Here is a 21,178-nt window from a genome sequence, read left to right as displayed (position 1 = left end):
GTGATCTTGAAAGGCGGCAGTGTCGCCGTTTTTCCAGACGCCGGCCGCCTGCGGGCGTCAGAAGCCGGCACGGAGCGAGACATCGACCGAGCGGGGACGGCCAAGCACCCATTGCTGGTTATTGTACGTGCTGAGCGCATAGTCCCGGTCGAACAAATTGTAGCCGTGGATATCGACCGCGAGGTGCGGCGTCACCGCATAGGAAAGCGTGGCATCGACAATGGTGTAGCTGGGAACGCGGAAGCTGTTGGCGTTGTCCGAATAGCGGCGCCCGACATAGCGCAACCCGGCGCGCGCCTGGAGCGCGCGCGTTGCGTTCCAGCGTAGCCAGAGATTGGCGAGCGTCTCGGGGACGTCCGGCGGGGTGTTGCCGTCGAAGCGCGTGCCGCCGGAGACGAAGTCGTCGAACGTCGCGTCGAGCACGCTGCCGTTCGCATCGATGCCCACACCGTAAGGCAGATCGAGCGATATTGCGGCCTCGATGCCCTTGGCCGATCGTTGGCCGACCTGCTCGACCGGGCTCGTCGGGGTGAGCTGCGCCAGCAGGCGTTTCTTGACGATGCGGTAGGCGGCGAGCGTCGCGGTACCATGCCCGTCGAGGAACATTGCCTTGGCGCCGACTTCGACCTGGTCGCCGACCGCATTGCCGAACTGCACCTGCCCGGTCGAATAGGTGGTCAGCGTCCCCAGCGGGTCCACGCCGGTGGCATATTGCGCATAGAGCGACACCGTCGGGATCGTCTGATAGACGCTCCCGACCCGCCAGGTCACATTGTGCAGCCGCTTGTCGAGCGCGAACGTCTCGGTGCTTGCGCCGCCTGGATCATCGATCGACCAGCGGCGGATCGTGTCACGCTCGTAGCGGACGCCGCCAACGATCGAGACGTGCGTGCCGAGCTTCAGCCGGTCCTCGGCAAAGACCGCATATTCGGTGGTGCGCGTGCGATAGCGCGGCGCGATGCCCTGTGTGTCGACGATCAGACCGGGATCGAACGCGAAGGGATCGACCTCCGAAACCTGCGGATCAGACCCGAAATTGTGTGAATAGGTCAGTTTGATGAGGTTGACGTCGAAGCCCATGACAAGGTCGTTGCCGACGCCATCGGCGACGTCCGTCCTGAGCGTCACGCTGCCCTGATCGCCCCATTGCGTCTGGTCGTGGACGATCCCGGTCATGTCGGTCCGCAGGATGCGGCCGGGAGTGCCGGTGTTGCCGCTGCCGTTGGAACAGACGCCGTCTGCGGCGATCGAGCAATAGCTTTCGAGATTGAGCCAGGAGCGTTTGGAGGTGAGGCGATAGGCCTGGTTGCTGACGGTGACCGCGTCGCTTGGCGTCCAGTCGACCTGCAGGCTGGTGCGGTTGTCGCGGTAGCGGATAAAGCCGTCGCGTGTGTTGTAGTTGCGGTCCCGGATGCGGTCGTCGAGCCGTCCCTCGATCAGCGGCGTGCCGAAATAGCGCATCGGCTTCTGGTCGCCGTAATCGTCCCGTGCGGTGACGACGAGCGTGTCGGTCGGTGCCCAGCGCAGCGTGCCCGAGACGGCATGGCTGCGCGACTGGCCACGATCGACATAGCCGTCCGATCGGCGATAGCTGCCGTCGATGCGATAGGAGAGGCGCTCGGTGATCGGCCCGCCTGCGCCCGCCGCGACATGGAAGCTGTCCTGCGAGCCGTAGCCGATCTCGCCCTCCACGTGCGTCCGCTGCGTATCGGGTTTGCGCATCAGGACATTGACCGCGCCGCCCAGCGCGCCCTGGCCGTAGAGCACCGAGGCCGGACCACTCAGGATGTCGATCCGTTCGACCATCCACGGATCGGTCGGAAAGGTGATCGTGCCGGCAGCCGGGAACAGCCTGATGCCGTCGATGAGCTGGAGCACGGATCCTTGGCCGCTGAAGCCCCGTGCGGCGAGCGCGGTGCCACCGTTGCCGGGGTTGCCGGCGTTGCTGATGCCCGGCGCACGGCTTGTCGCGTCGATCACCGACAGGTCGCCGCGTGCGCGGATCGTGGTGCCATCGATGACCGAGATCGTCGCGGGGGTCTCAAGCGGCGTGAGGCCTCAGGCGGCTGCCGGTCGCGTTTGGCGTGGTGAGCGTGTCGCGGGCATGCTGGCCGACAACTAGGATGTCTTCATTGTCGGAGGCAGGCATAGACTGCGCATTGAGCGGTGCTGCGAAAACAGGTGACAGCAAAGCGCCCGCGAACGCGAGGCGCGAAGACAAAAACGGCATTACGGTAATCCCCGGGCGTCGAGCGAACCCGGCAGGGACCTCCCGCGAACGGCCGACATCCGCGCCAGCCGGACGCCATCGCGACCGGCACGCATGCCCGTGCGGTCCCCACCGCACACGTCGTCGCTCGACGGAGTACCGTGCCGCGGCCACCCCCTGGGCCAGGCAAGAGCGACCAGACGCCGGCAGGTCTCCTGGCTCACGGGTCATCACACGATGCACGGCCTTCCCAGGCCTTTAGGACGTAACGTCCGGCCCAGTGGCTGCCCCTTCCCGTGAGGGAAGAAGCGATATGCATCGCGCTCGCCGCTTACAGTTGCAGGGACAGCCTCGGCTTCGGGCGGCGAACCACCCTTACCGCGTTCCCTATTAAGCCCCTCTCGGGGCACCGACGCGATCATGCCGACCGTCTCCAGCGGAGCAGGTCAGCGGGGACGATGTATCCTGACAAAGACGATCCGGCAATCGGTCGCAGCCATCGCCGCAAAGGTCGGGAAGCGGGGACACGCGCGCGAATGACCAATGGAGATCACGAGTGGTACGAGATCCGAGTGCTCGCGGATCGTCGCGTCCGGCAGAGCCTGTGCGAGCGCCAGTCCCGCAAGACGCGCCGTCGCGAGAAGTCGATCCAGCCCGTGCCCGTTGCGCGCTTTGGCGGAGAGACCGGACATGGTCGTGCTGACGAAATCCGTCAGACGCCCGGCATTTTCCGGATGGCGGGTGGCGATGTACGCGTGAATGGTCGCTTCGGCCGCGTTGCTGACATCGCAGGCGGCCTTGCGCGCGTCGCGATCGTTCGAGCGGGTACCCTCGACCACCATGCAGCCGCTCGCATTCGGGTCGGCCGCGTAATGGCGGGCGGCCTCCTCCAGAACCGCTGCGAGACAAGCGGCGACAGGCCGGTCGTCCCGCAGAAGCTGTGCAAGTGGGATCGCGCCGGTCGCGGCATACTGGTCCAGCACGCGCGCATAGAGCCCGGCCTTGCTGCCGAAGGCGGCGTAAAAGCTGGGCGGATTGATCCCCAGCGCCGTCGTGACGTCCGAGACGCTGACCGCGTCATAGCCATGCGCATGGAAAAGCTGCCGCGCGGTCGCGATCGCGTCTTCGGGATCGAAGCGCCTTGGGCGACCGCGCGTACGGACTTTGTTATCTGTAGTCATTATTACAGAATACCTTGACGTGACGATTCGGATTTATATGTAATGATCCCTACATAAAAGCTCAAGGATGTGCGCCATGACCTCGTTTCAAGGAAAATCGGTTCTCGTGCTCGGCGGCAGTCGCGGGATCGGTGCGGCGATCGTCCGGCGTTTCGCCTCGGACGGTGCGTCCGTGGTTTTCACCTATGCGGGATCGCAGGCGGCGGCCGAGCAGCTTGCGACCGAGACCGGAAGTACCGCGGTTCAGACCGATAGCGCCGATCGCGACGCGGTCATCGCACGCGTCCGCGATAGTGGGCCACTCGACATTCTGGTCGTGAACTCCGGGTTCGCGATCCTCGGCGATGCACTCGAACAGGACCCGGACGCGATCGACCGGCTGTTCCGGGTGAACGTTCATGCACCATATCATGCGTCGGTCGAGGCGGCCCGCCAGATGCCCGAGGGTGGGCGGATCATCGTGATCGGCTCGGTCAATGGTGACCGGATGCCGGTACCCGGCATGGCGTCGTACGCGCTGAGCAAGTCGGCGCTGCAAGGATTGGCGCGCGGGCTTGCACGCGACTTCGGACCGCGCGGCATCACGATCAATGTCGTTCAGCCCGGGCCGATCGACACCGATGCCAACCCCGAGGACGGTCCGATGAAGGACCTCATGCACAGCTTCATGGCGATCAAGCGTCACGGACGGCCCAAGGAAGTCGCGGGAATGGTCGCGTGGCTCGCAGGCCCCGAGGCGGGCTTCGTCACCGGTGCGATGCATACGATCGACGGTGCGTTCGGCGCCTGAACTGGATGATGGCAGTGGCGCGGGCGAGGTCGGTGGTATCAAAGCTCGCGCTGCAACCGTCCGGGGGAATGGTCGGGCGCAGGACAGAGCGCTGTCAACCGATGCAAGCTGCGGGTCCCGTGCGACGCATATCCCACGCCGCCATCGCGTGAGCGATACCGGCCCGCAGCGTCTCGGCCGAAACGCCGTCCCGCGCCTGGATCGAGACGCCCAGCACCAGTCCATCGTACAGCGCGGTGAGCCCCGCGACGTCCGTGGCGGGTGCGAGATCGCCCGTGCTGACACCGGCGGCGATGCACCGCTGCAACGCCTGCCGGGTAACCTTGCGTTCTGATGCCAATGGCAGCCGCCATGTTCGTCGACCTGCTCGACGCGATGGTGGCGAACCGGATGACGACGGTCGTCGACCGGATTTTCGCCTTCGACGATGCACCCGACGCGGTCCGCTATTTCGCGGCGGCCAATCATCTCGGCAAGGTGATGATCGCGTTCTAATCCGGTACGTGTGTCGTATTCGATACCTCGCTACCAGGTCGTTGTCGGCGCTTCCGACGTGCGCGGTCTCAAGGCTGCGGGTCGATGACGGCGTCGGACCCGCCTGTACCGGTAAAGCTTGAGCCGCTGGCCATCAGCGGCGAGCCACCGCCACCAACGCGGTCGAGGGGATAGGCAGGGTCGCGCGCCCCGCAGCCATTTGCCGCACCTCGCCGATGACCGCGGCTTTCTGCGCATCGCTCAGACTGGTCCAGTCGGGTGACATGCCGAAGAGCGTGTCCGGCTCCGCAAGAGCCGCGATGTCGAGCTGGTAGTCGTGCGTGACATGCTCTATCCCCGGATCGTGATATCCGGCGGCGATCAGTTCACGCGCCAGATTGGCCGGATCGCTGAGCGCCTGTACCGCCTCGGGCATCGTCATGGCTGCGAGGTCGGGGAACAGCGTGCGGCGGATCTGGCCCAGCAGCAGGAACGTCGCCGCGCCTCGATCCTGCCAGGTGGCGATCACGCCGTGTCCGCCTTTGCGCGTCACCCGCGCCATCTCGGCGAGACCCTTGCGCCAGTCCGGAAACATGATGACGCCGAAGATGGAGAAGACGGCGTCGAAGCTGCCATCCTCGAGCGCCAGTGCTTGTCCGTCCATGACGCGCGCCTCGACGTTCGGCAGGTTTGCCGCCGTGATACGCGCGACCATCCCGGGCGAGAAGTCCGTTGCCAGCACCTGTGCCCCCGTCCGCGCCGCGGCCAGCGCAAGCGCACCCGTGCCCGCCGCGACATCGAGGACGCGGCTGTCCGGGGTCAGTCGGACGCGTGCCAGCGCCGCCTCGGCATAAAGCGACGTGAAGGGATGGGCGGTCCTTTCATACTGTTGCGCCGTGGTATCCCAATGGTCGGGGTTCTCGAACTCAGGCATCGTTGCACTCCGCGAATCATGTAACATAATAAGTATCGTGAATCGGAATGCTTGCCAATCCCGCGCGGCGTGCGAAGGATCGCGCCGTGCGTACCGACAGCCGCCTCTCGCGAATGCTTCATGTGCTTCTCCACATGGCACGGCATGATGGCCCGATGACGTCCGAGGCGATCGCGCGCATGCTGGGTACCAACCCGGTCGTGGTCCGCCGCACGATGGCGGGCCTCCGCGACGCGGGATATGTGCGGTCGGAGAAGGGGCATGGCGGCGGGTGGGCGATCGCGGCCGATCTGGAGGCGGTGTCGCTGCTCGACGTTCACCGCGCGGTCGGGGGGCCGCGTCTCTTCGCGATCGGCAACGAACATCCGGACGCCGCCTGCGCGGTCGAGAAGGTCGTCAATGCGGCGGTGGAAGATGCGTTGCGCGAGGCCGAAGCCCTGCTCGTCGCGCGCCTTGGCGCGGTCAGCCTTGCCGAACTCGCGCGCAGTTTTGCGCCGCATTACACCCCGGTCTCATAATGCGGCCTTTGTGATGGCGGGCGTGCCTACGCGCTTTGTCCACGTTACGCTCGCCTGGGACGCCCTCGTACACCGAACCAGTCCCGGTCTTGGAGCCGCCCACATCGCAGGCGAGGGGCTCCACGCGCATGGGTCTCAGATCGTCAGCCCGATGTCTTGGCTTCCCTCAGTCTGTCGCAGGCGATCTTGGCGGCTTCACGCACATGCTTCTGGCACGCCGCGGCGGCCCCCGATGCATCCTGTTGTTCGATGAGATCGACCATTCCGGCCAGCCGCTTGAGGCCAGCGGCTTGCCGCCCGACGACGGACAGCGTCATCGCGCGGAGCTGACTGATCCGGCTGTTGAGGCGCTGGACGATTTCCCACGCGATGACGTGCCCGCCCGTCTGGAAGATGATCTCGTAGAAGCAGGTCGTGGCGCGTAACGCACCGATCGCGCTTTGCTGTGCATGCGCGTCCGCGATCGCCGCCAGCGCCGACCGGAGTGCCGCCACGGTGGCCTCGGTAGCCACGCGAGCGCACGCCGCAACCGCGGAGGACTCAAGCTGGATGCGGATGTCGTAGATCTGTTCGGCCTGGTCGATCGTGATGATGCCGAGGCGGGGGCCCGACGGTGTTCCCTCGACGAGACCCTCGGATTCCAGATTGCGAATGACTTCGCGGATCACCGATCGGCTCACGCCCAACCGCTCGGCGAGGTTGCGTTCCACCAGGCGTTCGCCCGGGCTTATCCGCCCTTCCAGAATGGCATCGCGAACGCGGTCCAGCGCGATCAGGCGCAGCGTCTGTGGCCGGGCTTCGATCCGGTCCAGGATATTGACGTCGTCATTCGGCATCGGCGGTGTCCCCTCGACCACCTTCTTAAATGAACAATTGCCATTGTCCATTCCTATGGTATACCAACAGACACCATACAGGCAGGAGGATTGCTAGACATGGCATTCAGCATTCGCAAGATCGTCTCGTACGTCGAAGAGGTGCGCATCGAAGGCGGCAAGCAGGCCGGGACTCCGGTCACGACCGTCATGGTAGCCGCTGTCGTGCAGAATCCCTGGGCGGGACGCGGCTTCGTCGAGGATCTCCAGCCCGAAATCCGCGCTCATGCGTCCGATCTCGGTGCGTTGATCGTCGAGCGCCTCGTTGCAGCGATCGGTGGCGCCGACCGGATCGAAGCCTATGGCAAGGCAGCGGTCGTCGGCGCGGGCGGTGAGATCGAGCATGCCTCGGCGCTGATCCACACGCTGCGCTTCGGCAACCACTATCGCGACGCGGTGCAGGCAAAGTCCTATCTGAGTTTCACCAACAAGCGTGGTGGGCTGGGAACGTCGATCCAGGTGCCGATGATGCACAAGGACGACGAGGGCCAGCGGTCGCACTATATCACCGGCGAGTTCTCGATCTCGGATGCGCCGCTCCCCGATGAGATCGTCATCGTTCTCGGCGCGGCGGATGGCGGCCGCGTCCATCCGCGCATCGGGAACCGGTACCGGGACCTCGAAGACATCGCAGCCGAAAAGGCCGCGCGGCAGCCGTCGTGATGACGGCCGTCCTCGACACGGTGAACCCGCCATTGGCCTATGACGATAGCGGCGGTCCGGGACCTGCGGTGGTCCTCATCCACGGGGTCGGGCTGTCGCGCGACATGTGGGCGGCGCAGGTGCCCGTGCTCGAGACGCGCTACCGGGTCATCGCCATCGACATGCTCGGTCATGGTGGCAGCATGATGCCGCCCGCAGATGCGGGTCTGGATAGCTATGCGGATCATGTCGCCGCGGTGCTCGATCATGCGGGCATCGACGAAGCGGCGCTGATCGGGTTTTCGATGGGGGCACTCGTCGCGCGCGCCATGGCATTGCGCCACCGTGAGCGGGTCGAGGCGCTGGTGCTCCTGAACGGCGTGTTCGACCGCGCGCCGGACGTGCGAGACACGATTCTTGCCCGGGTGGCCGATGTCACCGCGGATGGTCCGCGCGCGAACATCGACGGTGCGATCGAGCGGTGGTTCAGTGCGAAGTTCCGACACGAGAACGCTGGTTATCTTGCGGCCCTGCGCGCGAGCTTCATCGCCAATGACCCGGCCGGGTACGCAGTGACCTACCGGTTGTTCGCGACCGAAGATCGCTACGGCGAGGCGGAGTTGTCGAACCTCGACGTTCCGACGCTCGTCGCGACCGGCGAACATGACGTCGGATCGACACCCGCGATGGCCAAAGCCCTGGCCGCGCGGATTCCCGGCGCGGCCTTCCATATCGTGGATGGCGCCCGGCACATGATGCCCGTCGAAATGGCCGATGCGACCAACGCGCTGTTGATGGACTTCCTCGCCTCGATCGGGCGCCACCACCCCTCCCTCGGAGATTGAAGATGACGACCACCACGTTCCAGATGCTCGTGGGTGGGCAATCGGTCCCGGCCGCGTCGGGTGCAACCTATGCCTCGATCAACCCGGCTACGGGTGAGGCCTGGTCGACGCTTCCGGACGGCGATGCCGCGGATGTCGATCACGCGGTCCGCGTTGCCGATGCCGCCTTCCGTTCGACCGCATGGCGCGGGCTTACCGCCAGCGCGCGCGGCAAGCTCCTCCGGCGCCTCGGCGACCTGGTTGCCGAGAACGCGGGCGAACTCGCCGAACTCGAGACCCGGGACAACGGGAAGCTCATCCGCGAGACGCGCGGACAGCTCGCCTATCTCCCCGAATTCTTCCATTACGCAGCAGGCCTGGCCGACAAGCTCGAGGGCAGCACGCTGCCGATCGACAAGGCGGACATGTTCGCGTTCACTATCCATGAGCCGCTCGGCGTCGTCGCCGCGATCGTGCCGTGGAACAGCCCGCTCTATCTGACCGCGATCAAGCTCGCGCCCGCGCTGGCGGCAGGCAACACGCTGGTCATCAAGCCGTCCGAGCACGCATCGGCCAGCATCCTGCGCTTTGCCGAACTGGTCGCACGGGCCGGCTTCCCCGACGGCGTCGTCAACGTCGTGACGGGGTTCGGCGCGGGCGCGGGCGCGGCACTGACGCGTCATCCGCTGGTTCGTCGCGTCGCCTTCACCGGCGGCGCCGCGACCGCACGCCATGTCGTGCGCGCAACGGCGGAGAATTTCGCCAAGCTGTCGCTCGAACTCGGTGGCAAGTCGGCGAACATCGTCTTCGACGACGCGGACCTGGAAGGCGCGGTCAATGGTGCCGTCGCGGGGATCTATGCCGCCTCGGGCCAGAGCTGCGTCGCAGGGTCGCGTTTGCTGGTGCAGGACGGCATCTATGACAGGTTCGTCGTCGCGCTGCGCGAACGTATCGCGCGCATCTCGATCGGCGACCCGCTCGATCCGTCGTCGGACATGGGACCGATGGCGACGGAGCAGCAACTCGGTATCGTCGAGACGATGGTCGCGAGGGCGCGCGAGCAGGGCGTGACGGTGCTCGCCGGTGGCAAGCGGCCCGCGGCGCAGTCCGGATGGTATTACGAGCCGACGCTGCTCGAATGCGGGTCGGCGGATCTCGACATCGTGCAGAACGAGGTGTTCGGACCGGTGGCCGCGATCATGCGCTTCAGCGACGAGGACGACGCGATCCGCCTTGCCAACGGAACCGACTATGCGCTGGCCGCCGGCGTCTGGACGCGCGACCTCGCACGCGGCCACCGGATGGCGCGCGATGTCCATGCGGGCATCGTGTGGGTCAACACCTACCGCGCCGTGTCGGCGATGGCGCCGATCGGGGGCTATGGCGCCAGCGGCTATGGCCGCGAGGGCGGTATCCACGCCGTCCTCGATTACACCGAACTCAAGACCGTCTGGGTCAACCTGTCGGATCAACCGATGGGCGACCCGTTCGTGATGCGCTGAAGGAGAGAGACATGACTGACCATTCGATCGATCCCGCCCAGTTTCGCACGGCGATGGCTGGCTTCCCCAGCGGCGTGACCGTCGTCACGACGCTGGATCCCGATGGCGCGATCGCCGGGTTTACCGCCAGCGCATTCACCTCGCTGTCGCTCGACCCGGCACTGGTGCTGGTGTGCCCCGCGTTGACATCGGCGACCTACCCGCATCTCCTCAGCCGGCAGAGCTTCGCCATCCATATCCTCGCGGCCGGACAGCAGGATCTCGCCATGGCCTTCGCGTCGAAGGGGACCGAGAAGGTCGCCGCGCTCGACTGGACGTTGAGCGAGCTCGGCAATCCCGTGCTCCCGGACGTCGCCTGCGTGATCGAATGCACGCTGTGGCGCGACTATGACGGTGGCGATCATGCGATCGTCATCGGCGCGGTCCGGCGTATCGCGCTGACCGAGCGCCCCGTGCTGATCTATCACAGGGGCAGCATGGCCGATCATCCCGCACCGGTGCTGGAAGCCGCATGACGGTGCGCACGCTTCATCCGTTTCGCGACCATGCGCTGATCGACGGCACGTGGATCGCGGCGACGGGGCAGGGAAGTCCCGTCCACGATCCCGCCACGGGCGACGTCATCGCGACCGTTCCGCATCTCGGGCGCGAGGATACCGAACGCGCGATCGCCGCGGCCGAGCGCGCGCTGGTCGACTGGCGCGCGCGCCCCGCCATGGAGCGCGCGGATATCCTCATGCGCTGGTACGCGCTGATGCACGACCACCGCGATGCGCTTGCGCAGATCCTCACCGCGGAACAGGGCAAGCCGCTCGCCGAAGCGGCGGGGGAGATCGTCTACGCCGCAAGCTTCCTGCGCTGGTACGCCGAAGAGGCGCGGCGCGTCGATGGCGAGATCATCCCGGCGCCAAAGGCCAGCCAGCGCATCCTCGTCTGGCACGAGCCGGTCGGCGTGACCGCGGCGATCACGCCGTGGAACTTCCCCGCGGCGATGATTACGCGCAAGGTCGGGCCGGCGCTCGCGGCCGGCTGTACGATGATCCTCAAGCCCGCGCCCGAGACGCCGCTCACCGCGCTGGCGCTTGCGGCACTCGCCGAAGAGGCCGGGGTGCCGGCGGGGGTCTTCAATGTCGTCACGGGCGACGCGGCCGCGATCGGCGGCGCGCTGATGGACAGTGCGGTGGTGCGCAAGCTGTCGTTCACCGGGTCGACGCCGGTCGGCCGGTTGCTGTTCGCGCAGGCGGCGCCGACGTTGAAGCGACTGTCGCTCGAACTTGGCGGGAATGCCCCCTTCATCGTCTTCGAGGACGCCGATCTCGATGCGGCGGTCGAGGGTGCGATGCTCGGGAAGTTCCGCAACGCAGGCCAGACCTGCGTCTGCGTCAACCGCTTCCTCGTTCAGGATTCTGGTCCATGATCGCTTCGTCGAACGCCTGCGCGAGCGGATGGCGGACCTCGTCGTCGGTCGTGGCACCGATCCGCGCAGCACGATCGGGCCGCTGATCAACGAGCGTGCGGTGGTCAAGGTGGACGACCATGTCGCGGACGCGGTGCGCCGTGGCGGTCGTCTGGTGACGGGCGGGACGCGGGGGGAAGGGCTGTTCTATCCGCCCACGCTGATCGCGGACGTGCCGGCCGATGCGGTGATCGCGCGCGAGGAGACGTTCGGTCCGCTTGCGGGCGTCATCCGGTTCACCGACGAAGCCGAAGCGATCCGCCTGGCGAACGATACCGAATTCGGCCTCGCCGCCTACGCCTATACCCGCGACATCGGCCGCGCGATGCGCGTCGCGGCGGCGCTCGAATATGGCATGGTCGGGCTGAACGAGGCGGCGATTTCGACCGAGGTCGCGCCGTTCGGCGGGATCAAGGCGTCGGGACAGGGGCGCGAGGGTTCGCGCCACGGCATCGCCGAATATCTCGAGCTGAAATATGTCATGATGGGCGGGCTGTAGAGGCGCCGTCCGGAATAGCGCAGCGGCGGGGATACGTGACAGGTGCGGCACCCCGCACCTGTCACGACGTCAGGCTTCCCCGTCGATCTCCGCAAACACTTCGCGGGCCAGGCGAAAGCTGTCGACCCCGGCGGGGACGCCGACATAGACCGCGATCTGCAGCAGGATCTCGCGAAGCTCCTCGCGCGTCACGCCGTTCGCGAGCGCGCCACGGATGTGCGCCTTGAACTCGTGCCCGCGGTTGAGCGCGGCGATCATGCCGAGGTTGAGGATGCTGCGGCTGCGGCGATCGAGCCCCGGCCTGTTCCAGATATGGTCCCAGCAATATTCGGTCGTCAGTTCCTGCATCGGCCAGTTGAAGTCGTCCGCCGCGGAAAGCGCCTTGTCGACATACGCATCGCCGAGCACTTCGCGTCTGGTGGCCAGGCCACGGTCGAAAGCCGCGCTGGTAGTCCGATCGATCGTCATTCTGACAGTCCTTCCACGATGAGTATCTCGACCTCGGCCGCGCCCGTCCGGGCCGCACGCGCGGCGCCGTATTCGGGCGATGCATGACAGGCGAGCGCCGCCGCCATGCTTTCGAACTCGATGACGACGTTGCGCTGGCGGGGCGGGGCCCCTCCAGCGCAACCGCGCTGCCGCCGCGCGACAGCAGCTTGCCGCCATTGGCGATCAGCGCGGACGGGCCAAGCGCCATGTAGGTTGCATAGGCGTCGGCGTCCGTGACGTCGACGCGCGCGATCCAATAGGCCTTGGGCATCAGGCGAAGGCCGGCGCCACCTGATCGATGAACCGGCGGATCGAGTCGCGCTTTTCCTCGAACGACATCGTGTTGTCGAGCCAGATGCTGTATTCGTCGACCCCCAGGGCTTCATACGTCTTGAGGCGGGCGATGACCTCTTCGGGTGTGCCGATCATGATGTTCTGGCGCAGCTGCTCGGGCACGAAGTCGGGAAATCGTTCGGCGTCGAGCGGCGCGATGTCGTGGTGGAAGCCATTGACCGGGGGCTTCTTGTTGCTCGCCCAGGCGCCGTAATTCCGGAAGAACAGCGAGATGGCCTCGGCGGCGCGCTGACCGTCCGCGTCGCTGGACTGAACATGCGCGTGCTGGAGGATCATCAACTGGGGCCGCGGTACGTCGGGACTGGCGGCGCAGGCCTCGTCGAACTTGCGCGCGAGATCCTTCACCTCGTCGTCGTTCTTGAACAACGGCGTCGCCATCACGCTGCAACCGTTCGCAACCGCGAACTTGTGCGAGTCGGGATCGCGCGCGGCGATCCAGATGGGCGGCGTCGGCGTCTGGACGGGCTTGGGCACGCTGGTCGACACCGGGAACTGCCAGATCTCGCCGTCATGCGCGTAATCCCCCTCCCACAGCTTGCGGACCACCGGCACCATCTCGCGCAAATATTTGCCGCCGTCATTGGCCGACACGCCATTCAGCATGCGGTCGAACTCGAACTGGTAGGCGCCCCGCGCCAGACCGATTTCCGCGCGGCCGTTGCTGATGACGTCGAGCATCGCCGCTTCGCCCGCCATGCGGATCGGGTGCCAGAACAGGGCGATGAACGTACCCGCGCCCAGCCGGATGTTCTTGGTCCGCTCCGCCACCGCGGCCAGCAGCGGGATCGGGTTGGGCGAGATCGTGTATTCCATCGAATGATGCTCGCCGATCCACACTTTGTGGAGCCCGCCTTCCTCCGCGAGGTCGCAGAGCGCGAGCAGGTCTTCGTAAAGCTGACGGTGCGAGATCGCCTCGTCGTAGCGTTCCATATGCAGGAAGAGCGAGAACTTCATCCGTCGATCCTTTCCTCAGGGGCATGATTGAACCCCTATGTTTTTTGACTTGCATCAATCGTTAGCAGGACATACCGTCCGATGGTATACCAAAAATGATAAGAGGACTTGCTGACCATGGCAACCCCGGGAGAGGCGCCAGCCGCCACCATTGAAGCCAACAGCATCGGCTTCGTGCCGCTCGACGAGCGACATGGACGCGTGCGCGACCTGTTCACCCTGTGGTTCACCACGAACATCGCACCGCTGCCCGTCGTGACCGGTGCGATGGCGATCCAGGTCTTTGGCCTTTCGCTGGGCTGGAGCATCTCCGCGATCATCCTCGGGCATCTGGTCGGCGCGCTGGTGCTCGCGGCATGCTCCGCACAAGGGCCGCAGATGGGCCTGGCGCAGATGATCCAGAGCCGGGGGCAGTTCGGCCGCTATGGCGCGCTGCTCGTCGTGACGTTTGCGACGTTGCTGTATGTCGGCTTCTTCACCTCGAACATCGTGCTGGCGGCGAAATCGGTGCACGCGCTGGTGCCGGGGATCGGGCTTCCGGTCGGCGCGGTTCTGTCCGCCGCGGCCGCGGCGGGGATCGGGATCCTCGGCTATAACGTCATTCACCTGCTCAACCGGGTCGGCATGTGGTTCATGGGCCTCGGCCTGCTCTATGCCGCGTTCAGGCTGACCGAGGGGCTCTCGTCCGAAATCGTCTGGCGCGGCGGGTTCACGATGGCGGGCTGGTTCGCGATGTTCTCGCTGGGGGCGGTGTGGCACATCTCCTATGCCTGCTACACGTCGGATTATTCGCGCTATCTGCCGCCGAGCGTCGGAATCCGGGGGCCGTTCCTCGCCAGCTTCGCCGGCGCTGCGCTGGGCGCGGCCGCGTCGTTCATACTCGGCGCGATGGCGGTTGCCGGCGCGCCCGTCGGCGCGGATCCCATGACTCAGGTCAGTGGTGCGGTCGGTGCGCTCGCGCCGGTCCTGATGCTCCTCTTCATCTTCAACATCGTCAGCCACAACGCGCTCAACATCTATGGCGCCGTCCTGTCGCTCATCACCATGGCGCAGACGTTCGTGGCGTCGTGGATGCCGGGGCGAAGGGCGCGGATCGTGCTGTCCGTGATCGTGCTTGGTGGCTGCCTCGGCGTCGCGACGACGTCCGCCGACACGTTCGTGCCCCGGTTCATCGGCTTCGTCATCGGCCTGATGGTGGTGCTGGCGCCCTGGGCGACGATCAACATCATCGACTTCTACGTCGTCCGGAAGGGCAGATACGACATCGCCTCGTTCTTCGAGGCGGATGGCGGCATCTACGGGCGCCTCAACGTCAGGGCGGCGATCGCCTATCTCGCGGGCATCGCCGTGCAGCTGCCGTTCCTGAGTTCCGCCATCTACACGGGGCCTTTCGCGGCATCGATCGGCGGGATGGATATTGGCTGGCTGCTCGCGCCGATCGTGACCGGCGTGCTCTATCTCGGCCTCGGCGCGGGCAAGTCCGAACGTACAGCCGAAGTAGCCGCGCCCGCCATGGTGACGCCGCGATGACCGACGTCGCGAGCCGCCACTTCACCGACCCAGCCAGCAGGAGGGACGCCATGGCGCCCGACACGATGACCCGCCTACGTCCGAACTTCCTGTCCTCGCCGGAGGAGATCATCGAGGAGGCGCGGAACGGCCGGATGTTCATCCTCGTCGATGATGAGGATCGCGAGAATGAAGGCGACCTCATCATTCCCGCGCAGATGGCGACGCCGGAAAAGATCAACTTCATGGCGACATACGGCCGGGGGCTGATCTGCCTCGCGATGACGCGCGACCGGGTTGATCAGCTCGGGCTTCAGCCGATGGCGCCGAAGAACGGCACGCGGCACGAGACCGCGTTCACCACCTCGGTCGAGGCGCGCGTCGGGGTCACCACCGGCATCTCCGCCAACGATCGCGCCCGAACGATTGCGGTGGCGATCGACTCTGCCAACGGCCCGAGTGAGATCGTCACGCCCGGCCATGTCTTTCCGCTGATCGCCCGCGATGGCGGCGTGCTGGTCCGCGCCGGCCATACCGAAGCCGCGGTCGATGTCGCGAGGCTGGCCGGGCTCAACCCGTCCGGCGTCATCTGCGAGATCATGAATGACGACGGCACGATGGCGCGGTTGAGCGACCTGATCGGTTTCTCGCAGCTTCACGGGCTCAAGGTCGGCACGATCCGCGATCTGATCGCGTATCGCCGTCGTCACGATCATCTCGTCGAGAAATGTACCGAGGTGACGTTCAACAGCCGATGGGGCGGCGAGTGGCGCGCGATCACCTATCGCAACCGCGCGACCGGCACCGAGCAGATCGCGCTGGTCAAGGGTGTGCTCGATCCCGAGGAGCCGACCCTGGTCCGGATGCACGCGATCTCGGCGCTGACCGACATCTTTGCCGGCGACGGACAGGGGATGGACGTGCTCGAGCGATCGATGCGGATGATCGCCGAAGAAGGCGCCGGCGTCGTCATCGCGATCAACCGGCAGCGGGACGATCGCTTCTCGATGGCGCTGAAGGCGCGTGCGGGGATCCTGTCGCCGTCCGACATGGAGGAGCTTCGCGACTATGGCGTGGGCGCGATGATCCTGACCGAGCTTGGCGTCGAGCGGATGATCCTCCTGACGAACACGCACCGAACGCTGGTGGCACTGTCGGGCTACGGCCTGGCGGTGGTGGGCGAGCGGAGCCTGATGCCGACCACCGCGACCTAGCGGCCGCCAGCCCGGATATCTCGAAATCAGCGACGCGGAGGTCATCTCCGCGAAGGAGAACGCATGCCTTGGACACCGCCCGTTCCGATCGTCATCGAACAGCAATGCGTTCCCGGCGCGGCGTGCCCGCAGGGCGCCCCGTCACCGACCGGCAATGCGGACGAGGCGACGGCCGATGGCGGGGAGACCGCGTCGCCGCCAATTGCCAAGCCGGACGTCGCACCGCCTGCATCGCCGAAGAAAGGCCTGAAAGTCGGTGCGACGCTGCGGGGACGGTACGATCTCCGCTTCAACGACGCGGCCGCGAGCGGCGAGCCGCGAACGTCGAGCCATCTCTCGTTCGATACGCTGGCGCTGACGGCGGACTATACGTCCGACACGGTGTTCGGGTCGGCGCAATACCGGTTCCTCGGGGGCAATTTCATCTATGGCAAGCCGGCCGGGTACCGCGACTATCCGGGCGAGGTACGGTTCCTGATGTACGCCTATGGCGGCGTCAACCTGACCGAAGCCGACAGCCTGACCGCCGGCGTGCAGCCGGTCCCGCTCGACGACCGGTATTGGGGATCATCGATCCTCAACGACCTGGCGTTCGTCTATGGGTTCGAGGAGACCTATAATCTCGGCGTGAAGTTCCGCCATGAGACACCCCGCTATCGCGTGGAACTCGGCTTCTTTCCCGCCAGCGGACCGGCCGGTGCGGGGATCAGTTCGGACTCGTCGCGCTATTCGACGAACATCGGCAAGGCCGACAGCTATGTGCCGGACGGCTCGCGCAACGACGAACGCAACATGGTGATCGGCAATGCCAGCTATACGCTGGCGGCGACCGCGGATGCGAAGCTCAGCGCCACCATCTCCGGCTGGTTCTCGACGATCCACAATTTCGACACGCGCGCGGACGGCAGCAAGCGTATCCTCGCGGCAAGCCTGACCGGGAGCAAAGGCGCCTGGCATGCCAAGACGCTGGTCGCGCGGCAGGACATCGATCCGCGCAATCCGGGCCGTAACGACATGATCACCGTCGGCGGGTTCGATGCGTCGTACAACATCGCGACGAAGGGAACCTATATATTCGGTGAAATCGGCCGATCGATCGATACGGGGAGCCTGCCGTTCGAGATTGCCCCCTATGTGAATTATGGCCGTTTCTTCAAGGATGCGCGCGGGTTCAGGGATAGCGAGCGGCTCGATATCGGGGCGGTCTGGTCGTCGAAGCGATCGAAGCGGATCAAGGTGTATTCGGAATTCCTGATCGGCCGGAATGACCCCTATGTCGGCGCCGGACAGTTCATATCCGGCGCGGCCCAGGGCGGTGACGGTCGTCTGAAGAAATCGGTGCTGGTGATCTTCGGATACTCGCTTTGACTCAGGCGGCGCGCGAGGCGACTGCGATGGGCGAATAACCGACGCTGCCCGCTAGACGGGGGCGTATGTCAGCCCCATCGCGCCGATCAGCTTGGCGAAATGCGCGAGCGCTTCCGGCGACGGGCCGGGATAGGGGCCTTCGCTTGGCGTGTCGCCGATATATCCCATGTCGGCCTTGCCTTCGGGCAGGCTGTAGAAGCCCAGCACGAACAGCTTGCGCAGCGTGTCCATGAACGCGACGGGCGCGGTCATGCTGGCTTTTGGGGCGGCGGTGCTCAGCACGTCGAGCATCGCGCCGCGTTGCTGCACGGTGATAGCGGCGAACGGCTTGCCGTGCAGCACGCTTGCCTGCGCGTCGAGCCAGCCGAGACCGGCGAGGATCTTCTGCCGGTCCGCCTGCTGGACCGGGTAGGGCGCGCTGATCCATTCGTCGATGAATGCGCCGACCCCTAGCGCCCCAGCGCCGGGCGATACGGGATCGGCGGGGAGGATCATGTCGCCGAGCAGATCGACGACGCCGCGCTGTCCGCTGCTGAACGTCAGCGGCCAAGGCACCTTGGGTTCCATCAGGTTCGGGTCGCGGCCATACCCCTTTGCCGGTGCGGCGGCGGGGACGGACGGCCAGTCCGCGACCGTGTCGAACGCCACCGCGGTCCCGCTGCCCGCCGGCACCGCGTCCGCGGGCGACCAGCGCGCGAGCGGGAGCAGCGCCGCGGTCATCATCCACTGCATCGTGGTGCGCCTCGAAAGCGTCATGCGAACGCTCCTGTCTTGATACGCTTGGCCAATCGCTCCGATGCGCGCAGCGCCAGCGCGAGAATGGTCAGCGTCGGGTTCTTGTGTGCGCCGGACGCGAAGACTGCGCCGTCCATCAGCACCAGATTGTCGACTTCCCACGCGCGACCATAGCCGTCGACCACGGACGATCGCGGATCCGCTCCCATGCGCGCGGTCCCGAGCTCGTGGATGATCTCGCCGCCCGCGGTCATGATCTGTTCGGGCGGCAGATCGGGATCGAGGATCGTCGCGTTCATCCGCTTGAAGACGGCGTGCGCGGTGCGACGACCATGCGCGACCTGGTTGATCTCGTTCTGCGACCAGCGGAACGAAAAGCGCAGGACGGGGATGCCGAACCGGTCCTTCGTGACCGGATCGATCTCGCAGAACGTGTCCTTGTTGGGGATCATCTCGCCGCGCAGCGTGAGGGCGATCGTCGAGCCGGATGTGTTGCGGACCGCCGTCTTGAGCGCCGCACCCCATGCTCTCGGCAAGGCCTCGGCGGGCGGGACGCCGAACCGGCCGCCGATCTCGAAATGATAGCCACGCGCGAAGTCGAGCTCGCCGCGTTTTTGCTGCCCGTACAGCCAGAACGGGATGTAGATATGCTGACCGCCAATCCCGTCCTCGTTGTAACGGGGGCGACCCGCGAGTGCGGGAACATAGGCGCGGAACGAGGCGCCGGTGGAATCGGTGAGGTTGCGCCCCAGCTCGCCCGACGCATTTGCCAAGCCGCGTCCGCGTTCGCCCGAATTGAGCAACAGGCGCGTCGTCTCGCCGGTCCCCGCGGCCAGCACCACGGCGCGCGCCTTGACCTGATGGCGCTGGCCGGTCTTGCGGTCGACATATTCGACGCCGGCGGCCTTGCCGGGCGTCGCCATCGTCACGCGCGATACCATCGCGTCGGTGATCGTCGTCAGCCGCCCGGTCGCCTTCGCCATCGGCAGGAAGGACGTCGTCGTTTGGAACATCGCACCGATCGTGCAGCCACGGGTGCACGGCGTGGCGTTGAAGCACGCTTTGCGCGGCGCGACGGGGTCGGGCATGTCGCGCGTCAGAACCGCGGTGTGCGCCGAGCGTACGGGGATACCGAGGCTTTCCGCAGTCGCCTTGATCAGCATTTCGGGGACACGCGGCCGCGGCGGCGGCATCAGGCAGCCTGCGGGCAGATCCGGGTGGTTCTCGAGATCGAGGCGGCCGCCGTTGACGCCGATCATGCGCTCGACACGATCATAGAAGGGCGCGACGTCGTCATAGCCGATCGGCCAGTCGACGCCGAGGCCGTCGCGCGAGAACGGCTTGAAATCATACGCGCCCCAGCGGGGAACGTGGCGGCCCCAATGGTTGGTGCGCCCCCCAGCATCCGCGGGCGGTACCAGCGGAAATCGGAACCTTCGCGCATCGTGTAGGGCTCGCCGTCGATCTGCCAGCCACCGCCGACGGTCGCGTCGAAATAGCCGAACGGCTTGTCGGGCGTCGACGCGCCGCGCAGCGGGGCATCGCTTTCGGGGGCGAACATGTTGACCTCGGCCTGCGGATCATAATCGCGCCCGGCCTCGAGCATCAGGCAGCGAAGCCCCGACTTGGTCAGGCTGAACGCGGCCATGCCGCCCGCCGCGCCAGAGCCGACGATGATCACGTCATAGGACGACTCGGTGGCGGCGGCGGCAAGGGGCGTCATGATCAGCCTGCTTTCGCGCTGGGGCCGATGCGGCGGATCTTGATGTTACGGAATGCGACCGGCTCGCCGTGGTCCTGCAACGCGATCACGCCGTCCCCGAACGTGCCGAAGAACGGCATCTTGGCGAATTTCGATGCGGCGACCCGCTTTCGCCAGGCTTCGTCGCCATAGGATGTGTCGGCGGTCGGCGTGCCGTTGAGCCATTGCCGGATACGACCCGGTTCGACGAGAAGACGGGCGTGGTTCCACTGACCTGCCGGGTGCGAGATGCCCGTTGGCGGGATCGTGATGTCATAGAGCGCACCCGCGTGATGCGACGGGATCTTGCCGTCGGGATGGCCGGCGTCGTCGAGGACCTGCATCTCGAGCCCCGTCTCGTAGACCTGCTTGGTTTCGGGCAGATTGCGCGCGAGATAGAGGACGCCGCTGTTGCCGCCGGCCTGGACCTTCCAGTCGAGCGTCAGTTCGAACGCACCGTATCGATCGGCGGTGACGAGATCGCCGCCGCTCATCTTGCCACTGGTCGCGGTCAGTTCGAGCGTACCGTCGCGCACCTGCCATGCCGGCGACGGCGCGCCGCCCGAGAACGAGCCCCAGCCGTTGAGATTCCGACCGTCGAACAGTAGTTTCCACCCGGCCGACCGCTCGCGCGCGGTGAGCGTGTTCGGGGTGCCATCCTTCGCGACAGCGATCGTCGATCCGGTCAATGCCAACATGGCCAGCGCTATGCATGCCGTCTTACGCATGGGTCTCTCCAAAGGATTGGTCCGTCGCCTTTGGATGTTGGCGCGGTACGATCAAGGGCACATGTTCCACGATAATAGGTCAGTAGAAAAGCCCTAAACGCTTCCGGCTGCGTCCAATGGGTGCGTGGTGGCGACGTTGCGAACGCGAATGGCGCAGTTGTCATCAACGTGATCGAGGCAGA

At 66.1% G+C, this 21,178-nt stretch carries 22 protein-coding genes, 4 pseudogenes and 1 riboswitch; of the genes and pseudogenes, 11 read left to right on the top strand and 15 right to left on the bottom strand.

Features of this window, described 5'->3' with window-relative positions:
- Positions 1-57: 57 nt before the first annotated feature.
- From QP165_RS03320 to QP165_RS03305, 4 genes and pseudogenes are all read right to left on the bottom strand, one after another.
- Entirely contained in the window at positions 58-1,986 is a 1,929-nt protein-coding gene (locus QP165_RS03320; protein ID WP_333996928.1) for a TonB-dependent receptor, read from the bottom strand.
- A gap of 55 nt (positions 1,987-2,041) precedes the next feature.
- On the bottom strand, positions 2,042-2,230 hold the full coding sequence (locus QP165_RS03315) for a hypothetical protein (RefSeq protein WP_333993787.1): 189 nt from the start codon (positions 2,228-2,230) through the stop codon (positions 2,042-2,044).
- Between the two features lie 167 nt (positions 2,231-2,397).
- Positions 2,398-2,636, bottom strand: a riboswitch (cobalamin riboswitch).
- Between the two features lie 19 nt (positions 2,637-2,655).
- Complete coding sequence (locus QP165_RS03310) at positions 2,656-3,192, bottom strand: TetR/AcrR family transcriptional regulator (RefSeq protein WP_333997076.1); 537 nt, start codon at positions 3,190-3,192, stop codon at positions 2,656-2,658.
- 9 nt (positions 3,193-3,201) lie between these two features.
- Positions 3,202-3,390: pseudogene (locus tag QP165_RS03305) on the bottom strand (helix-turn-helix domain-containing protein); the annotation flags it as partial.
- A gap of 76 nt (positions 3,391-3,466) precedes the next feature.
- On the opposite strand from QP165_RS03305, the gene bdcA reads away from it, so the two are divergent.
- On the top strand, positions 3,467-4,180 hold the full coding sequence (gene bdcA / locus QP165_RS03300; RefSeq protein WP_333993786.1) for an SDR family oxidoreductase: 714 nt from the start codon (positions 3,467-3,469) through the stop codon (positions 4,178-4,180).
- A gap of 94 nt (positions 4,181-4,274) precedes the next feature.
- Here bdcA and QP165_RS03295 read toward each other — a convergent pair whose 3' ends face one another.
- Entirely contained in the window at positions 4,275-4,520 is a 246-nt protein-coding gene (locus tag QP165_RS03295; protein WP_333993785.1) for a hypothetical protein, read from the bottom strand.
- An 11-nt stretch (positions 4,521-4,531) separates the two neighbouring features.
- Here QP165_RS03295 and QP165_RS03290 point away from each other — a divergent pair, with 11 nt between their 5' ends.
- Positions 4,532-4,675, top strand: coding sequence for a zinc-binding dehydrogenase (locus QP165_RS03290; protein ID WP_333993784.1), 144 nt, complete (start codon positions 4,532-4,534; stop codon positions 4,673-4,675).
- A gap of 133 nt (positions 4,676-4,808) precedes the next feature.
- Here QP165_RS03290 and QP165_RS03285 read toward each other — a convergent pair whose 3' ends face one another.
- Positions 4,809-5,588, bottom strand: a complete 780-nt coding sequence (locus tag QP165_RS03285; protein WP_333993783.1) for a class I SAM-dependent methyltransferase — start codon at positions 5,586-5,588, stop codon at positions 4,809-4,811.
- 86 nt (positions 5,589-5,674) lie between these two features.
- Here QP165_RS03285 and QP165_RS03280 point away from each other — a divergent pair, with 86 nt between their 5' ends.
- Positions 5,675-6,106: an Rrf2 family transcriptional regulator gene (locus QP165_RS03280; protein WP_333993782.1), complete on the top strand. Its 432-nt coding sequence runs from the start codon at positions 5,675-5,677 to the stop codon at positions 6,104-6,106.
- A gap of 143 nt (positions 6,107-6,249) precedes the next feature.
- Here QP165_RS03280 and QP165_RS03275 read toward each other — a convergent pair whose 3' ends face one another.
- Positions 6,250-6,942 carry a GntR family transcriptional regulator gene (locus QP165_RS03275; RefSeq protein ID WP_333993780.1) on the bottom strand — a complete coding sequence of 231 codons (693 nt, stop codon included), beginning with the start codon at positions 6,940-6,942 and terminating at the stop codon, positions 6,250-6,252.
- A gap of 99 nt (positions 6,943-7,041) precedes the next feature.
- Between QP165_RS03275 and QP165_RS03270 the strand changes: the two genes are divergently transcribed.
- From QP165_RS03270 to QP165_RS03250, 5 genes and pseudogenes are all read left to right on the top strand, one after another.
- Positions 7,042-7,644, top strand: coding sequence for an amino acid synthesis family protein (locus QP165_RS03270; protein ID WP_333993778.1), 603 nt, complete (start codon positions 7,042-7,044; stop codon positions 7,642-7,644).
- Complete coding sequence (locus QP165_RS03265) at positions 7,644-8,468, top strand: alpha/beta fold hydrolase (protein WP_333993776.1); 825 nt, start codon at positions 7,644-7,646, stop codon at positions 8,466-8,468. The genes QP165_RS03270 and QP165_RS03265 overlap by 1 nt, the downstream gene beginning before the upstream one ends.
- Before the next feature lie 2 nt (positions 8,469-8,470).
- The gene (locus tag QP165_RS03260; RefSeq protein ID WP_333993775.1) at positions 8,471-9,949 is read left to right on the top strand and encodes an aldehyde dehydrogenase; all 1,479 of its coding nucleotides are present in this window, start codon (positions 8,471-8,473) and stop codon (positions 9,947-9,949) included.
- 11 nt (positions 9,950-9,960) lie between these two features.
- Positions 9,961-10,464, top strand: a complete 504-nt coding sequence (locus QP165_RS03255) for a flavin reductase family protein (RefSeq protein WP_056023741.1) — start codon at positions 9,961-9,963, stop codon at positions 10,462-10,464.
- A pseudogene (locus QP165_RS03250) lies at positions 10,461-11,904 on the top strand (NAD-dependent succinate-semialdehyde dehydrogenase). Before QP165_RS03255 ends, QP165_RS03250 begins: the two are co-directional and overlap by 4 nt.
- A gap of 69 nt (positions 11,905-11,973) precedes the next feature.
- Here the strand turns inward: QP165_RS03250 and QP165_RS03245 are convergent.
- From QP165_RS03245 to QP165_RS03235, 4 genes and pseudogenes are all read right to left on the bottom strand, one after another.
- Positions 11,974-12,372: a carboxymuconolactone decarboxylase family protein gene (locus QP165_RS03245; RefSeq protein WP_333993774.1), complete on the bottom strand. Its 399-nt coding sequence runs from the start codon at positions 12,370-12,372 to the stop codon at positions 11,974-11,976.
- Positions 12,369-12,518, bottom strand: a pseudogene (locus tag QP165_RS19945) (DUF1330 domain-containing protein); the annotation flags it as partial. The gene QP165_RS03245 and the pseudogene QP165_RS19945, both read right to left, overlap by 4 nt.
- Positions 12,519-12,544: 26 nt before the next feature.
- Positions 12,545-12,664 (bottom strand): annotated as a pseudogene (locus QP165_RS19940) (DUF1330 domain-containing protein); the annotation flags it as partial.
- Positions 12,664-13,701 (bottom strand): LLM class flavin-dependent oxidoreductase, encoded by a 1,038-nt coding sequence (locus QP165_RS03235; protein WP_333993772.1) that lies wholly within the window; start codon positions 13,699-13,701, stop codon positions 12,664-12,666. The pseudogene QP165_RS19940 and the gene QP165_RS03235, both read right to left, overlap by 1 nt.
- A gap of 117 nt (positions 13,702-13,818) precedes the next feature.
- On the opposite strand from QP165_RS03235, the gene QP165_RS03230 reads away from it, so the two are divergent.
- The 3 genes from QP165_RS03230 to QP165_RS03220 all read left to right on the top strand — a co-directional run bounded on the left by QP165_RS03230 (position 13,819) and on the right by QP165_RS03220 (position 17,792).
- Complete coding sequence (locus QP165_RS03230) at positions 13,819-15,231, top strand: purine-cytosine permease family protein (protein WP_333993771.1); 1,413 nt, start codon at positions 13,819-13,821, stop codon at positions 15,229-15,231.
- Between the two features lie 50 nt (positions 15,232-15,281).
- Entirely contained in the window at positions 15,282-16,424 is a 1,143-nt protein-coding gene (gene ribB / locus QP165_RS03225; RefSeq protein ID WP_333993770.1) for a 3,4-dihydroxy-2-butanone-4-phosphate synthase, read from the top strand.
- A 63-nt stretch (positions 16,425-16,487) separates the two neighbouring features.
- A complete protein-coding gene (locus tag QP165_RS03220) occupies positions 16,488-17,792 on the top strand; it encodes a hypothetical protein (protein WP_333993769.1) in 1,305 nt (434 codons plus the stop codon).
- Positions 17,793-17,843: 51 nt separating this feature from the next.
- On the opposite strand, the gene QP165_RS03215 is transcribed toward QP165_RS03220, so the two are convergent.
- The 4 genes from QP165_RS03215 to QP165_RS03200 are packed head-to-tail and all read right to left on the bottom strand — an operon-like array spanning position 17,844 to position 20,996.
- Entirely contained in the window at positions 17,844-18,548 is a 705-nt protein-coding gene (locus QP165_RS03215) for a gluconate 2-dehydrogenase subunit 3 family protein (RefSeq protein WP_333993767.1), read from the bottom strand.
- Positions 18,545-19,786 carry a GMC family oxidoreductase gene (locus QP165_RS03210; RefSeq protein WP_333993765.1) on the bottom strand — a complete coding sequence of 414 codons (1,242 nt, stop codon included), beginning with the start codon at positions 19,784-19,786 and terminating at the stop codon, positions 18,545-18,547. The genes QP165_RS03215 and QP165_RS03210 overlap by 4 nt, the downstream gene beginning before the upstream one ends.
- Entirely contained in the window at positions 19,783-20,250 is a 468-nt protein-coding gene (locus tag QP165_RS03205) for an FAD-binding protein (RefSeq protein WP_333993763.1), read from the bottom strand. Before QP165_RS03205 ends, QP165_RS03210 begins: the two co-directional genes overlap by 4 nt.
- 2 nt (positions 20,251-20,252) lie before the next feature.
- Positions 20,253-20,996 carry a 3-keto-disaccharide hydrolase gene (locus tag QP165_RS03200; RefSeq protein ID WP_333993762.1) on the bottom strand — a complete coding sequence of 248 codons (744 nt, stop codon included), beginning with the start codon at positions 20,994-20,996 and terminating at the stop codon, positions 20,253-20,255.
- Between the last annotated feature and the right edge of the window lie 182 nt (positions 20,997-21,178).

Source organism: Sphingomonas sp. 22R3R2A-7, assembly GCF_036856055.1.
Classification (GTDB): Bacteria; Pseudomonadota; Alphaproteobacteria; order Sphingomonadales; family Sphingomonadaceae; genus Sphingomonas.
This window is presented reverse-complemented; position numbering and strand designations above follow the sequence as displayed.

What these genes read in the sequence shown, in the direction of transcription:
- QP165_RS03245 (WP_333993774.1), bottom strand. Translation starts at nt 12,372, where the DNA reads ATGACGATCGATCGGACTACCAGCGCGGCTTTCGACCGTGGCCTGGCC.
- QP165_RS03275 (WP_333993780.1), bottom strand. Translation starts at nt 6,942, where the DNA reads ATGCCGAATGACGACGTCAATATCCTGGACCGGATCGAAGCCCGGCCA.
- QP165_RS03215 (WP_333993767.1), bottom strand. Translation starts at nt 18,548, where the DNA reads ATGACGCTTTCGAGGCGCACCACGATGCAGTGGATGATGACCGCGGCG.
- QP165_RS03285 (WP_333993783.1), bottom strand. Translation starts at nt 5,588, where the DNA reads ATGCCTGAGTTCGAGAACCCCGACCATTGGGATACCACGGCGCAACAG.
- QP165_RS03220 (WP_333993769.1), top strand. Translation starts at nt 16,488, where the DNA reads ATGCCTTGGACACCGCCCGTTCCGATCGTCATCGAACAGCAATGCGTT.
- QP165_RS03210 (WP_333993765.1), bottom strand. Translation starts at nt 19,786, where the DNA reads ATGATCGGCGTCAACGGCGGCCGCCTCGATCTCGAGAACCACCCGGAT.
- QP165_RS03255 (WP_056023741.1), top strand. Translation starts at nt 9,961, where the DNA reads ATGACTGACCATTCGATCGATCCCGCCCAGTTTCGCACGGCGATGGCT.
- bdcA (WP_333993786.1), top strand. Translation starts at nt 3,467, where the DNA reads ATGACCTCGTTTCAAGGAAAATCGGTTCTCGTGCTCGGCGGCAGTCGC.
- QP165_RS03230 (WP_333993771.1), top strand. Translation starts at nt 13,819, where the DNA reads ATGGCAACCCCGGGAGAGGCGCCAGCCGCCACCATTGAAGCCAACAGC.
- QP165_RS03260 (WP_333993775.1), top strand. Translation starts at nt 8,471, where the DNA reads ATGACGACCACCACGTTCCAGATGCTCGTGGGTGGGCAATCGGTCCCG.
- QP165_RS03290 (WP_333993784.1), top strand. Translation starts at nt 4,532, where the DNA reads ATGTTCGTCGACCTGCTCGACGCGATGGTGGCGAACCGGATGACGACG.
- QP165_RS03200 (WP_333993762.1), bottom strand. Translation starts at nt 20,996, where the DNA reads ATGCGTAAGACGGCATGCATAGCGCTGGCCATGTTGGCATTGACCGGA.
- QP165_RS03270 (WP_333993778.1), top strand. Translation starts at nt 7,042, where the DNA reads ATGGCATTCAGCATTCGCAAGATCGTCTCGTACGTCGAAGAGGTGCGC.
- QP165_RS03265 (WP_333993776.1), top strand. Translation starts at nt 7,644, where the DNA reads ATGACGGCCGTCCTCGACACGGTGAACCCGCCATTGGCCTATGACGAT.
- ribB (WP_333993770.1), top strand. Translation starts at nt 15,282, where the DNA reads ATGGCGCCCGACACGATGACCCGCCTACGTCCGAACTTCCTGTCCTCG.
- QP165_RS03235 (WP_333993772.1), bottom strand. Translation starts at nt 13,701, where the DNA reads ATGAAGTTCTCGCTCTTCCTGCATATGGAACGCTACGACGAGGCGATC.
- QP165_RS03205 (WP_333993763.1), bottom strand. Translation starts at nt 20,250, where the DNA reads ATGACGCCCCTTGCCGCCGCCGCCACCGAGTCGTCCTATGACGTGATC.
- QP165_RS03315 (WP_333993787.1), bottom strand. Translation starts at nt 2,230, where the DNA reads ATGCCGTTTTTGTCTTCGCGCCTCGCGTTCGCGGGCGCTTTGCTGTCA.